Raw genomic sequence first — 13,083 nt, forward strand, 5'->3', positions numbered from 1 at the left:
AACTAGGGTACTATGGTATTCTTCATTCATAAACTCCATAATTCTTATTCGTTTACTCGGATATTGATGGGATTATACATGAGGTGATGATATGGGCCGCGAATTTATCGATATGTTCGATGAATGGGCAGAGACGTATGATGATACGGTTACTGGTCAGGATCCGCAATATAAAGAAGTATTTGATAAATATAATGAAATCCTGCAGACGGTTGCCGATGCTGCAGAAGGATATACATTGGAATTCGGTGTCGGAACAGGTAATCTCTCCGAGAAACTGTTAGCCAAAGGACTGGATGTAACGGGTATCGAACCGTCCAAGGAGATGCGAGAGCATGCATCCCGGAAATTCCCGCAGCTGAAGCTGGTGGATGGCGATTTTCTCTCGTTCCCGGATCCAGGTCATGAGATTGATACCATCGTCAGTACATGGGCCTTCCATCATCTGACGGACGAGGAGAAGGAGCAGGCGGTCTCCGCCTATGTAAAGCTTTTATCCGATGGAGGGAAAATCATCTTTGCCGATACAGTTTTCTCCAGTGCAGAGGGACGCAGCAGACTGATCCAGGAAGAGAAGGATAAAGGCTATGACAGGCTTGTCCGCGACTTGACAACCGAATATTATACGACGATGGAAGTCCTTCGAAACATTTTCCAAACACAAGGATTTCATGTTACATTTAAGCAAATGAACCGCTTCGTTTACTTGATCACGGCAGAAAAAGCATAAGGGGAGAAACAAACATGACAAAGAAAATGAATGTAGAAAGCTTTAATCTTGATCATACGAAAGTAGCTGCGCCGTATGTCCGGTTAGTCGGTATCACAGATGGCATACATGGCGATAAAGTATACAAATATGATATCCGTTTCAAGCAGCCGAACAAAGAGCATATGGAAATGCCCGGACTTCATTCCCTGGAGCATTTGATGGCTGAGAATATCCGCAACCATATCGATAATATCCTTGATATCGGTCCGATGGGATGTCAGACGGGATTTTATGTATCCATCTTGAATAATGACAGCTATGATGAGATTCTCGAGGCTTTGGAAAAGACATTGCAAGATGTGCTGGATGCGACGGAAGTACCGGCATGCAACGAGGTGCAATGCGGCTGGGCAGCTAACCACAGTCTTGAGGGTGCACAGGAGATTGCCAAGGAAATGCTTTCCAAAAAAGATGAATGGCGTCAAGTTTTCGCTGAATAGAGGGAGAAAATGGCTGTTTATAATGCAGTACATGAACTGATAGGGAATACACCGATTGTGCAAATAACGAACTTTTCTCTGCCGGAGGGAGTTCGTTTATTTGCGAAGCTTGAGTTTTATAATCCTGGAGGCAGTGTGAAGGATCGGCTGGGAGTCAATTTGATCGATGATGCATTCCGTTCAGGTAAGCTCAAGGAAAATGGGACGATCATCGAGCCGACCGCAGGCAATACCGGTATTGGGATTGCGCTGGCAGCCTTGAAGAGGAATGTTTCCGTCATCTTTTGTGTTCCGGAGAAATTCAGCCAGGAAAAACAAGAGCTGATGAGGGCGCTTGGAGCGAAAGTGATCAATACACCGACATCTGAAGGGATGACTGGTGCAATCAAAAAGGCCAAAGAGCTGCTGGATGAAATTCCTGGCAGCTATTGCCCGCAGCAATTTGCCAACCCGGCGAATCCAGAAACTTATTATAAAACACTCGGTCCGGAAATATGGCGCGACCTTGAGGGGGATGTCGATATTTTCGTTGCCGGAGGCGGGACAGGCGGAACGTTCATGGGAACCGCGCGTTACCTGAAGGATCAAAAGCCTGATGTGAAAACGGTGATCGTCGAGCCGGAGGGTTCCATCCTGAACGGAGGCGAACCTGGATCGCACCGTACGGAAGGGATAGGCATGGAGTTTTTGCCTGATTATATGGATACTGCTTATTTTGACGCAATCCATACGATCACGGATGACGATGCATTTCATTATGTAAAGGAACTGGCTGCCAAAGAAGGGCTGCTTGTCGGGAGTTCTTCGGGATCTGCTTTTTGTGCAGCGCTTAAAGAAGCAGAAAATGCGAAGCCCGGGACGACGATTGTGACGATCTTCCCCGACAGCAGCGAACGATACCTCAGCCAGCGGATATATCAAGGAGGATTAGGATGAGAAGAAAGACGAAAATGATTCACGGCGGAATTACATCGGATGAGAAGACGGGGGCGGTAAGTGTTCCTATCTACCAAGTAAGCACATATAAACAACCCGGACCTGGTGAACATACAGGCTATGAATATTCCCGTACAGGCAACCCGACCCGTCATGCGCTGGAAGAAACCATTGCTGCTTTGGAAAACGGGAAAGCCGGTTTTGCTTTCAGTTCCGGTATGGCAGCAATAACTTCTGTGATGATGCTGTTTGAATCAGGCAGTCATATTGTCATGACGGATGATGTGTACGGAGGCAGCTACCGTCTGGCAACAAAAGTGCTCACTCGCTATCAGCTGGGTCACACGTTTGTTGACACAAGCTCACCGGAAGCTGTTGAACAAGCGATAACCCCAGAGACGAAAGCCATCTATGTCGAGACACCGACCAATCCATTATTGAAAATCACGGATATCAAAAAGATGGCAGAGATTGCGAAAAAGCATGACTTGCTGCTGATTGTCGATAATACCTTTGCAACGCCTTATTGGCAAAATCCGATCGATCTTGGTGCAGATATCGTCCTTCATAGTGCGACGAAATATATCGGTGGGCATAGCGACGTCGTATCGGGACTTGTTGTCGTCAATGATGACAAACTGGCCGAAGAGCTGCACTTCATTCAAAATTCAGCTGGTGCCGTACTCGGACCGCAGGACAGCTGGCTGCTTCTTCGCGGAATCAAGACACTTGGTATCCGCATGGAAGCAATCGAAAAGAATAGTGCCAAGCTGATCGAATTCTTGAAAGCACATCCGGGAGTGAGCACAATCTATTATCCAGGGCTGCCCGAGCATAAAGGCCACGATATTGCTGCCAGTCAAGCCGAGGGCTTTGGCGGTATGATCTCCTTTGATGTCGGCAGTGCGCAAAAGGCGGATCAAGTGCTTCGTAAGACGAAATACTTCGTTTTGGCGGAAAGCCTTGGTGCCGTTGAGAGTCTCATTTCCCTTCCTGCCAAGATGACACATGCATCCATACCGCAGGAGCGCAGGGCTGAACTCGGAATTACGGATGGTTTGATCCGAATCAGTGTCGGAATCGAAGATAGTGAAGATTTGATTGAAGATTTGAAGCAAGCGATGGAAGATTGAAGAAAGCCAGTCCCGATCATGGGGCTGGCTTTCTTCTTAGTATTTGTTCTTCTTCCGGAATCCTGAGAACTGCCCGGAAGGAACGGGGATGCTCAGCAAATTCCTTTTGTTCCAGACGGTTGATGACTGCTTTGGCAACACCTTTGACGCTGGCAGGATTTTGTCCGGTGATCACCCGGTCGTCTGCTTCCACATGCCCTTTGAATGGAATGGCGTCTTTACGATAAGTAAGGGCGCGTATTTTCAGGTTTTCCTCCAGGGAATAGGGAATTTCATGCTTGTTCAGACTGATTGCTTCTTCCCGGTCGGAATAACCAGTCACGGTTTTATCCTGCAGCAGATAAGAACCATCGGAAAGCTTGACATGGAGCAAGGCTGCCGGGCCATGGCAGACGGCAGCGACAATTCCGCCGTTTTCATAAATAGCTCCCGTAAGCTGCTGCAGCTCTTTATTTTCAGGAAAATCCCACATCGTACCGTGACCTCCGGTGAAGTAAATGGCGTCATAATCAGATGCATTCACTTCGCCCGGCGAGAGGCTGTGCTCCAGCAATCTCCTGAAACCGGGAGCCCGGTAATACTTGCGCAGCTTGTGGCTTTTGAACAAACCTATGAGGCTGCGGTGATCCAGCGGGATTTCCCCACCTTTTGGACTGATGACCGTCATGATATGACGATGCTTCAGCTTATCATAAAAATTCGTCAGCTCGCTGAACCAAAGTCCTGTTGTATGGGGTGTCTGTTTCAGGCTGTCATGGTTTGTGGCGACAATCAACACATTGCCCATCATTCTCCTCCTGACATAGCTTGATATTTCCTTTTTAGTTTCCACCAGCAAGTACAAGCTAAACAAGAAACAGTCGATTTGTGCTACACTAGTAAGAAAAGAAAGGATGGCGCTTATGACGAATCAAGTTGTCGCTTATTTACAGGAAAATCGGGAGAAATTGCTGGAGAAGCTATATGCATATCTGCGTATCCCGAGTATTAGCACAGACAGTACATATAAAGAAGATGTTGCAAGGACAGCTGCCTTCACGGCTGATTATTTGAAGGAAATCGGTTTTGATAAGGTAACCATCCAGGAGACAGAACGACACCCCATCGTAACAGGTGAATGGCTGGGGGCTGGGCCCGATAAACCGACTGCACTTTTCTATGGCCATTATGATGTACAGCCTGCAGATCCTCTTCCGCTTTGGGATAGCGAACCATTCGAACCGACGGAAAGGAATGGCCGCATTTATGCTCGCGGCGTGAGTGATGACAAGGGACAGGTATTCATGCATCTGGCCGTTTTCGAAGCGTTCATGAAAACAGAAGGAGCCTTGCCGATCAATGTGAAAGTATGCATCGAGGGCGAAGAAGAAATCGGAAGCACGAATTTGCATGCGGTATTGCATGAGCAGACCGAACAATTCCAAGCGGATTTTGCCATCATCAGTGATTCAGGGATGGTTGACGCAGGGCAGCCAACCATGCTCTATGGCTTGAAAGGTGCAGCTGCACTTGAATTCTCCGTTTACGGGCCAGATCGTGACTTGCATTCCGGTATGTATGGCGGTGCCGTCCGCAATCCCCTGCAGGCCATGGCTCATATCCTGAGTTCCTTGAAGGATGAAGAAGAAGTCGTCCAAGTGGAAGGCTTCTATGATGGCGTGGAGGAACTGCCGGAAGAAGAGCGTAATCTGATGGCACAAGCACCAGGGGAGGACTTTGCCCAGACTGTCGGTGTACCAGAAGCAGTATCCGAGAAAGGATACACCGCCAAAGAGCATACGATGGCCCGCCCGACGCTGGAGATCAACGGCATGTATGGCGGTTATCAAGGAGAAGGTACGAAAACGATCATCCCGGCTCAAGCGACTGCGAAAATCACCAGCCGCCTGGTACCTGGTCAGGATCCGGTTGATATCGTGGAAAAAATCACGGCTCATATCAAGAAGCATGCGCCTGCTGGCGTGCGGGTCGAGGTAAGGCCGGAGCCGTTCAAAGCGAAGGCATATAAAGTCGATCCGAATCATCCGCTGATCCAAAAAGCAGCCCAGAGCCTGACCCAGGCATTCGGCAAGGAAACCGTCTTCGTCCGTATGGGCGGATCTATTCCAGTTGTTGAGTGGATTGATACCGTATATGAAATGCCGGTAGTATTACTTGGCTTCGGTACACCGGAAGATCGACTCCATTCCCCGAATGAGAGCTTCCCATTGGAAAGCTTTGATAAAGGGATGGAAACACTTGTGTATTATTATCAGAAAGTAAGTGAATAAGCTTTTTGAATGAATCCGGTCTGCGGAAAAAGGGGGAATCCTTTTCCGCGGACTGGATTTTTTTATGCCTGAAGAGGAGCGGTGGCAGGGCGCCCAGCTGGATTCATAATAACCAACCTAAGGAAGTAAGAGAAAAGAAAAGAAAATGCCTATATTCCAGGACGGGATTACGGTTGCAGGCAGCAATGAAAATTGATATTCCGGAGCATCGGATCCATGTAATGAGGAATGAAAGAGCGATCATCAGGGTTTTGCATAACCTTGTATCAAACGCAATTTCCTATGGAGCTGATGGGAAACTGATTGGCCTGAGGTTGAGCAGGGAAGATGATACAGCTTTTATAGAAGTCTGTGATAAGGGCAAAGGCACAAGTGAATCCCAGCAGTATCGGGTGTTTGAACGGATGCATACGATGGAGGACTCAAGGAATAAGCATTATCAAGGAAGCGGATTGGGATGGACGATCCCGAAAAGACTGGTTGGGCAGATGGATGGATCCATTTCATTACAAAGCATTCCGTACGTAAAGACGATTTTCAGAGCCGGATTGAAATGCATGAATTAAAGACTCAGACAGTACAGCTTCTGCTGCAAAAAGGGGCGGATGAAGAGTCTTTTTTCCGTATTGCTGGCATATGTATGAGTACTATTACGTACAAAGGGGAGAAAGCCCGTGCTGCAATCCGAACATATCGCATTGGAAAGGGCTATTGGGGAAATAACGGAAATTGCCAAAGGCTTTGGTCTGGATTTCTACCCGATGCGCTACGAAATCTGTCCTGCTGACATCATTTATACATTCGGTGCTTATGGTATGCCGACAAGGTTCACGCATTGGAGCTTCGGGAAGCAATTTCATAAGATGAAGCTGCAATATGATCTGGGCTTGAGTAAGATTTACGAGCTGGTGATCAATTCCAACCCTTGCTATGCCTTTTTACTGAACTCGAACAGCCTTGTTCAAAACAAATTGATCGTTGCCCACGTGCTTGCTCATTGTGATTTCTTTAAAAACAATGTCCGGTTCCAAAATACGAATCGGAATATGGTCGATAGCATGGCGGCTACAGCCGAACGAATTGCCGCTTATGAAAAGCAATTCGGGCAGAAAGAAGTGGAAGACTTCCTTGATGCCGTCCTGGCAATACAGGAGCATATCGATCCGTCGCTATTGAGGCCGAAGCTTGGATGGGAAATTGACGAGGAAGAGACAGAAGAGAGTACGGAAAAGACAACTGAGTATGATGATTTATGGTTTGTGGATCGGGGTAGATCAAAAGAGAAGAAGGAACGAAAAAAGAAAGCATTCCCGCCGCGGCCCGAAAAAGATATCCTCTTGTTCATCGAAGAGTACAGCCGGACCTTGGAAGATTGGCAGCGGGACATCCTGACAATGATGCGGGAGGAAATGCTGTATTTTTGGCCGCAGCTGGAGACGAAGATCATGAATGAGGGATGGGCTTCCTATTGGCATGCTCGTATTCTTCGCGAGCTGGATCTGACAAGTGATGAAGCAATCGAATATGCCAAGCTTAACGCAGGTGTCGTCCAGCCTTCCCCGACCCAGATCAACCCGTATTATCTCGGCATCAAAATCTTTGAAGACATCGAGGAGCGGTTTGATAATCCGACAGAAGAAATGAAACGGTATGGTGTGAAGCCGGGCTCCGGCAGGGAAAAAATGTTCGAAGTGCGGGAAATCGAGTCCGATATCTCATTCTTGCGTAATTACCTGACAAAGGATCTCGTGCATCGGGAAGATATGTATCTGTTCCAGAAACAAGGCAATGAATATAAAATCACCGATAAGGACTGGGAAGAGGTCCGCGATCAGCTGATCACGATGCGGGTCAATGGAGGATTCCCTTATCTGACCGTCACAGACGGCGACTATATGTCCAATGGCGAGTTATACCTGAAGCATCATTATGAAGGGGTCGAGCTGGATTTGACATATCTGGAGCGGACGCTGCCTTACTTTTATCAGCTCTGGGGGAGATTCGTCCATCTGGAAACGGTCATCGAGGGCAAAAACGTCCTGTTCAGCTATGAAGGAAAGCGTGTATTGAAAAAATATCTTTAAAAAAACGGGCAAACGCCCGTTTTTTATATTGCCTTCAATTCTTTTGTGCCGAACCATTCATGTCTGTTGTCCGATACCCATTTGTAGAGGGCTTCCAAGTACGGATCAAGAAATGGCAGATGCAAGATCCAGCCCAAGACAGCCGTTAGGGGAAGCAGGGTCAATATCTTTTTGACAGTTTCATGACCTTTGTAAATATCACCTTTGAAAGACATCATATGGATACGGTCATACACATCTCCTTTGGCAAGGAAACGGAAGCGCTCGTAGTTCTCGATATTCTGTACCGGGATCCATTTTACGTTATCCAGCCAATCCAGTTTTTGGATCACTTGCTTTGCAGTGGAACAAAGGGGGCAGCTTGCGTCGAAAAATACAATATGCTTCATCACACATTCTCCTCTCGTTTACTACATAGCCCGTCCAGCATGATGTTAAACAAAGAAGTATCACCAGACTACACAGCTAAAGTTTATCATATTTCTGGGCGATTATCCCAGCGTCAGGAAGTTTGCTATACTGGTTCACAGATACTTCTGAAAAAGGAGGAGAAGCGTTGGAGCACTTTACGGAGGAAGTGATACGCATCATAAAATCAATACCAGAAGGAAAAGTCATGACCTATGGCCAAATCGGTAAAGCTGCAGGAAAAGCGCGAGCTGCCAGGCAAGTATCCAGGATACTGCATAGCATGAGCAAAAAATATGACCTGCCATGGCATCGTGTCATAAGTGCAGACGGCAGATTGAAGATAAGAGATGATGAGACAAGGAATGAACAGCAGGAGAGGCTTTATGAGGAAGGTTTGGAAATCTTGGACGGTCGTGTCGATTTGGAGGAGTATCGCTATGAACCCAAAATGGGAGAAGGAAATTCGGTTCAGTAAGGAAGTCGGGCTATGCTCAAAACAGAAGAAGATATAGTGGATGCAATCAAACAGGATGCATGGATGATGGAAGTGCTTGAAGCTGCAGCAACACTGCTTCTTCCGGATCATTGCATCAGTGCTGGTTTTGTAAGGTCAAAGGTCTGGGATGTGCAGCATGGAAATACAATTCGGACGCCGCTTGCGGATGTGGATGTCGTTTATTTTGATGCATCAGATATAGATGAAGCGACAGAAAAAAGATACGAAAACGAGCTCAGGCACATGATGCCTTCTGTACCATGGTCAGTCAAAAACCAGGCAAGGATGCATGAAATCAATGGAATGCCAGCCTTCCGGAATACGGCGCATGCAATCGCCTGTTATCCGGAAACAGCTACAAGCATTGGAGTCAGCCTGAAACAAGACAAACTATATTTGTTTGCTCCATATGGAGTGGCTGATTTGCTCGCTTGCCGTGTTGTGCCGACCCCCTTGTATGCAGCAGGGACAAGCTACCATTCTCTCTTTTTGAAAAGAGTCAGGCAGAAGGATTGGCACCAGCAATGGACGCAGGTGAAAATGGAGGGGGATGTGTTATGAACAATGTCAGAATCAGGCCGCCGAGAAAAGAGGATGGCCCCATTCTATGGAAATTGAAATACGGGGAAAGGGACCCGGAATGGAAGAAATGGGACGCACCATATTTTCCTTTGGTGCATCTGAGTAAGGAGGAATTCTTGGCAAGCTATCGATTCGGAGATGATTCACCCGAAAAATGGATGATAGAAGCAGATGGAATCATTATTGGTACAGTCAGTTATTACTGGGAGCATGAGCCTTCCAGATGGCTTGAGATGGGTATCGTAATTTATGATCCCGCCTATTGGAACGGTGGATATGGGACGGCAGCACTCAAGCATTGGATCACCCATCTGTTCGACAGCATGCCGCTGGTGCGGGTGGGCTATACGACTTGGTCCGGGAACGATCGGATGATCCGTCTCGGAGAGAAGCTGGGGATGACGATGGAGGCGCGGATGAGGAAATGCAGATATTTTGATGGGAAGTACTATGATTCGATCCGAATGGGACTGCTTCGGGAAGAGTGGGACCAAGTGAAGGACTGAACAATTTGTAGTAATTATTTCTTTACAATCTTTTTTATAAATACCCCTTTCATCCTTGTCCAAACATGTTACACTATGCTTAGTAAATTCTTTGTAAATAAATTTACCTAAACTATGTATAACACTCTATGCTGGGGGAAATGGCACTGTGAGTATGACGTTACAAACTTATTGGAATAGTCGTTTTGAAGCAGGGGACATTTGGGGAACGGAAGCAACACCATCAGCTGTGATGGCTTATCCATATTTTGCAGCGTATCAGGCAAAACAGTTGTTTGTACCAGGCTGCGGATATGGGAGGAACAGCAACTTCTTCGGGGAATATTCCTTCGAAGTGACGGCTTGTGATATTTCGGAAGTAGCAATAGAGAGGGCAAGCAGCTATGCGAAGGCTGCCGGTTTGTCCAATGTGAATCATTTTGTCGGGGATTATTTGAATTTGCCTTATCCATCGACGGAAAGATTCGACGGCATTTATCTATCGAATATACTTCATATGTATACGGAAGAAGAAAGAGAACACTTACTTCATCACTTCACTTCCTTGCTGCGCAAGGATGGATTGTTGATTTTCTCTTGTCTTTCAGCAAGGGATGAGAAACTGTATGGTGCAGGAGTCGAAATAGAAAAGGATACATTCCTCGTGCAAGACCGGATTGCGCATTTCTTCCAAGAAGAAGAATTATATGCGCTGCTTGAGGAGAAGTACCAGGTTGTCGAGATGACACTTCACAAACAGCGAGTGGATTTCGAAGCCGGTGCGGAACAGGATGCACAGCTTTGGTTCGTCGTTGCAAAGAAAAAATAAAAGCACAGTCCCGAATGAGGGGCTGTGCTTATTTTCATATCTTGGTATTCTTTTTCTTGGCACGCTGTTCCAGCTGGCTTTTCGGCTCCTGGTTGGCGGCATCCTCTGTCAATCCTTGTCTGTTTACGCTTACAGCCGCTTTTTCATTACGGCTTTTTTTTCTGCTCATTACCAATCACCTCCTGATTAGTATGGCGATAGTCCTGATTTTTATTAAAAAATTGATGTATATTGTTATTGGAAGCTAGGCTACTTTATAATTAGTATCGTACATTCAACTAGCTATCCAACAGGAGAGAAAAATATATGAAAAATAGGTATGTTGTCATCTTGGCATGTTTAGCGGCTGTATCTCTTGTTTTGGCGATTTTGACCTACCAGAATCGTTCCGATGATTTACGGGCGGAATCAGACATATCAATGAGGAAGGAAGAGATTTCCGATAAAGAGGGGGTGCCTGAAATATCCGCGGTAGAGGATGGTCCTTTGGATGTGCCGCTTCTCAATCAGATGGACGCCCCACGGCTTTATAATGGCTGTGAAGTCACCAGCTTGGCAATGATTCTGCAGTATGCAGGTTATGATGTGACGAAGAACGATTTGGCAGATATGATTGCATATGTACCGCTGAATTATGACAACGGGCAGCACGGTGATCCAAATGAGGGCTTTGTCGGGGATATGCAGAATGGACCTGGACTTGGTGTTTATCATGAGCCTGTCATGGATGTTGCCAAAGAGGTTGCAGGGGATAAGGCAGTCGATGTGACTGGAAAATCTGTCGAAGAAGCTATCTACAATCCCTTGGATGATGGCAAGCCGGTGTGGATCATTACAACTTCCAGCTTCGCCCCTGCGGGTGATATGGAATCGTGGGATACGCCTAATGGACAAGTCGATGTAACTTATAGTGTCCATAGTGTCGCGGTTACCGGCTATACAGATGATACGGTATTCCTCAATAATCCATATGGACAGAAGAACCAGGAAGTGGATCGGGAAAATTTCGAAAAAGCTTGGGAACAGCTTGGCAGCCAGGCAATCTATATAAATGATTGAGAAAAGCACATCTCACTGTGCTTTTTTTGCGTCTTTGGAAAGGGCAGGCTACAATGGTAGCAGAGCGGAGGTGCAGAAATGAATCTTGAACCGATACCGGATCATATTGACAAAGGACTGCGGCTATTGTTCATCGGCTTCAATCCAAGTGTTCGTTCAGCTGAAACCGGTCATCATTATGCAAATCGCAACAATCGTTTTTGGAATATATTGTATCAGGCGGGTATAACCGAACGGAAATTTGAAGCTTTCGAGGATCGAGATCTGCTGCAAAGAGGCATCGGGTTCACCAATATCGTAGCCAGGCCTACCAAGGCAGCAGCGGATATCACCAAGGAGGAATACATAGAAGGGGCGCGGCTGCTCCGTGATAAATTGGAATATTTTCGCCCGAAGGTGGCATGCTTTGTCGGCAAAGGTGTCTACCAGCAATACAGCAAGGTGAAACAAGCGGGCTGGGGCGTCCAGGCAGCTCCCGTAACACAAGGGGTAGTCGAATTTGTTGCACCGTCTTCCAGCGGACTTGTACGTATGCCGATGAAGGAGATAGTCGGAATCTATGCAGGGATACCAGCGATTTTACAGGAATTGGAGGAGAAAAAATGAAAACAGCAGTAGTGACTGGTGCTTCCCGAGGTTTGGGGGAGGCGATCGCGAAACGATTAATGGATAAAGGGATGCAAGTGATCGGTGTGGCGAGGGGAAATAACGAAGCCCTTGCTTCCTATGAAGGGGGAGGGGATGCAAGTTATACGTATCGATTTGGTGACTTGCAGGACACATCTGCCAGTGCGAAGCTTTTCGAGGAGATGGCAGCGGATATTTTTCCAAAAGCTGATGATACGGTCTATTTGATCAACAATGCAGGGGTAGTCGGTCCGATTGCGACCGCTGATGCTTATGGCTTGGAGGAATTGGAAACGCATATGGCCATCAACTTGACATCCCCGATCCTTGCTTGTTCGATTTTTCTCAAGTATGCCAAAAAATACGAAGTGCCACTTGTGATCGTCAATGTCACTTCAGGTGCAGCGGAACGTTCCGTGCACGGCTGGAGTGCTTACAGTACATCGAAAGCCGGCCTTAATCGCTATACGGAAACAGTGGCCCTCGAGGAAGCAGAAGCTGGTACCGGTAATATTGCCATTGCTTATAATCCCGGCATCATGGATACGGACATGCAAGCAGATATTCGTTCCAGCGAACCGGAGCAATTCCAGGATGTCCAGAAGTTCCGGGATTATGTGACAAATAAATCATTAAGAAATCCGATGTTTGTGGCAGGCGTGCTCGCGGACATCCTCACTGGGGAAAAAATCGAAAATGGTAAAAGATATGCAGTGAAGGATTATGTTTGAGCCGGAGTAGGTATTTGCCCTTTCCTTTTTGGGTTCTGCACATACACTGCAGTATCCTGTAGGAAAAGGGGGAAACAAAATGTCTAAAGGAAATGAAGGCGGCTTCGGCTTCGCATTTTTGGTTGTATTGTTCATCCTTTTGATCATTGTCGGTTCATCTTATGTAGGTGGCGATCATGGCTACGGCTATGGGCATGGCTATCACTATTAATTCATAAACGAAGAAGC

At 46.8% G+C, this 13,083-nt stretch carries 18 protein-coding genes; 15 read left to right on the forward strand and 3 right to left on the reverse strand.

Annotated elements, in window-relative coordinates:
• The first annotated feature begins 91 nt into the window (after nt 1–91).
• Genes CHH53_RS12470 through CHH53_RS12485 form a run of 4 tightly spaced genes read left to right on the forward strand, consistent with a single transcriptional unit; the run spans nt 92 to nt 3,281 of the window.
• Nucleotides 92–730 carry a class I SAM-dependent DNA methyltransferase gene (locus tag CHH53_RS12470; RefSeq protein WP_095216466.1) on the forward strand — a complete coding sequence of 213 codons (639 nt, stop codon included), beginning with the start codon at nt 92–94 and terminating at the stop codon, nt 728–730.
• 14 nt (nt 731–744) lie between these two features.
• On the forward strand, nt 745–1,212 hold the full coding sequence (locus CHH53_RS12475) for an S-ribosylhomocysteine lyase (protein ID WP_095216467.1): 468 nt from the start codon (nt 745–747) through the stop codon (nt 1,210–1,212).
• Nucleotides 1,213–1,221: 9 nt separating this feature from the next.
• Nucleotides 1,222–2,148: a PLP-dependent cysteine synthase family protein gene (locus CHH53_RS12480; protein WP_095216468.1), complete on the forward strand. Its 927-nt coding sequence runs from the start codon at nt 1,222–1,224 to the stop codon at nt 2,146–2,148.
• Entirely contained in the window at nt 2,145–3,281 is a 1,137-nt protein-coding gene (locus CHH53_RS12485; RefSeq protein WP_095216469.1) for a bifunctional cystathionine gamma-lyase/homocysteine desulfhydrase, read from the forward strand. Before CHH53_RS12480 ends, CHH53_RS12485 begins: the two co-directional genes overlap by 4 nt.
• A gap of 16 nt (nt 3,282–3,297) precedes the next feature.
• Here the strand turns inward: CHH53_RS12485 and CHH53_RS12490 are convergent, their stop codons facing one another.
• Nucleotides 3,298–4,068 (reverse strand): type 1 glutamine amidotransferase domain-containing protein, encoded by a 771-nt coding sequence (locus CHH53_RS12490; protein ID WP_095216470.1) that lies wholly within the window; start codon nt 4,066–4,068, stop codon nt 3,298–3,300.
• 115 nt (nt 4,069–4,183) lie between these two features.
• Here CHH53_RS12490 and CHH53_RS12495 point away from each other — a divergent pair, with 115 nt between their 5' ends.
• The 3 genes from CHH53_RS12495 to CHH53_RS12505 all read left to right on the forward strand — a co-directional run bounded on the left by CHH53_RS12495 (nt 4,184) and on the right by CHH53_RS12505 (nt 7,635).
• Nucleotides 4,184–5,551, forward strand: a complete 1,368-nt coding sequence (locus CHH53_RS12495) for a dipeptidase (protein ID WP_095216471.1) — start codon at nt 4,184–4,186, stop codon at nt 5,549–5,551.
• A 185-nt stretch (nt 5,552–5,736) separates the two neighbouring features.
• A complete protein-coding gene (locus tag CHH53_RS12500) occupies nt 5,737–6,117 on the forward strand; it encodes an ATP-binding protein (RefSeq protein WP_095216526.1) in 381 nt (126 codons plus the stop codon).
• A gap of 108 nt (nt 6,118–6,225) precedes the next feature.
• Nucleotides 6,226–7,635: a SpoVR family protein gene (locus CHH53_RS12505; RefSeq protein ID WP_095216472.1), complete on the forward strand. Its 1,410-nt coding sequence runs from the start codon at nt 6,226–6,228 to the stop codon at nt 7,633–7,635.
• Between the two features lie 23 nt (nt 7,636–7,658).
• Here CHH53_RS12505 and CHH53_RS12510 read toward each other — a convergent pair whose 3' ends face one another.
• Nucleotides 7,659–8,024: a thiol-disulfide oxidoreductase DCC family protein gene (locus CHH53_RS12510; protein ID WP_095216473.1), complete on the reverse strand. Its 366-nt coding sequence runs from the start codon at nt 8,022–8,024 to the stop codon at nt 7,659–7,661.
• A gap of 167 nt (nt 8,025–8,191) precedes the next feature.
• On the opposite strand from CHH53_RS12510, the gene CHH53_RS12515 reads away from it, so the two are divergent.
• The 4 genes from CHH53_RS12515 (at nt 8,192) to CHH53_RS12530 (ending at nt 10,438) form a co-directional block, all read left to right on the forward strand.
• Nucleotides 8,192–8,521 (forward strand): MGMT family protein, encoded by a 330-nt coding sequence (locus CHH53_RS12515; RefSeq protein ID WP_095216474.1) that lies wholly within the window; start codon nt 8,192–8,194, stop codon nt 8,519–8,521.
• 12 nt (nt 8,522–8,533) lie between these two features.
• Nucleotides 8,534–9,103 (forward strand): nucleotidyltransferase family protein, encoded by a 570-nt coding sequence (locus tag CHH53_RS12520; protein ID WP_095216475.1) that lies wholly within the window; start codon nt 8,534–8,536, stop codon nt 9,101–9,103.
• Nucleotides 9,100–9,630 (forward strand): GNAT family N-acetyltransferase, encoded by a 531-nt coding sequence (locus CHH53_RS12525; RefSeq protein WP_095216476.1) that lies wholly within the window; start codon nt 9,100–9,102, stop codon nt 9,628–9,630. The genes CHH53_RS12520 and CHH53_RS12525 overlap by 4 nt, the downstream gene beginning before the upstream one ends.
• Nucleotides 9,631–9,784: 154 nt before the next feature.
• Complete coding sequence (locus tag CHH53_RS12530; protein ID WP_233135097.1) at nt 9,785–10,438, forward strand: class I SAM-dependent methyltransferase; 654 nt, start codon at nt 9,785–9,787, stop codon at nt 10,436–10,438.
• A 34-nt stretch (nt 10,439–10,472) separates the two neighbouring features.
• On the opposite strand, the gene CHH53_RS17175 is transcribed toward CHH53_RS12530, so the two are convergent.
• Nucleotides 10,473–10,607, reverse strand: a complete 135-nt coding sequence (locus CHH53_RS17175; protein ID WP_139180856.1) for a small, acid-soluble spore protein L — start codon at nt 10,605–10,607, stop codon at nt 10,473–10,475.
• Between the two features lie 137 nt (nt 10,608–10,744).
• On the opposite strand from CHH53_RS17175, the gene CHH53_RS12535 reads away from it, so the two are divergent.
• From CHH53_RS12535 to CHH53_RS12550, 4 genes are all read left to right on the forward strand, one after another.
• Complete coding sequence (locus CHH53_RS12535) at nt 10,745–11,497, forward strand: C39 family peptidase (RefSeq protein ID WP_095216478.1); 753 nt, start codon at nt 10,745–10,747, stop codon at nt 11,495–11,497.
• Nucleotides 11,498–11,575: 78 nt separating this feature from the next.
• The gene (locus tag CHH53_RS12540; RefSeq protein ID WP_095216479.1) at nt 11,576–12,103 is read left to right on the forward strand and encodes a mismatch-specific DNA-glycosylase; all 528 of its coding nucleotides are present in this window, start codon (nt 11,576–11,578) and stop codon (nt 12,101–12,103) included.
• Entirely contained in the window at nt 12,100–12,855 is a 756-nt protein-coding gene (locus CHH53_RS12545; protein ID WP_095216480.1) for a (S)-benzoin forming benzil reductase, read from the forward strand. The genes CHH53_RS12540 and CHH53_RS12545 overlap by 4 nt, the downstream gene beginning before the upstream one ends.
• 79 nt (nt 12,856–12,934) lie before the next feature.
• Nucleotides 12,935–13,066, forward strand: a complete 132-nt coding sequence (locus CHH53_RS12550) for a YjcZ family sporulation protein (protein WP_095216481.1) — start codon at nt 12,935–12,937, stop codon at nt 13,064–13,066.
• Nucleotides 13,067–13,083 lie beyond the last annotated feature (17 nt).

It is taken from the genome of Terribacillus sp. 7520-G (assembly GCF_002271665.1).
Taxonomy (GTDB): Bacteria; Bacillota; Bacilli; order Bacillales; family Amphibacillaceae; genus Terribacillus.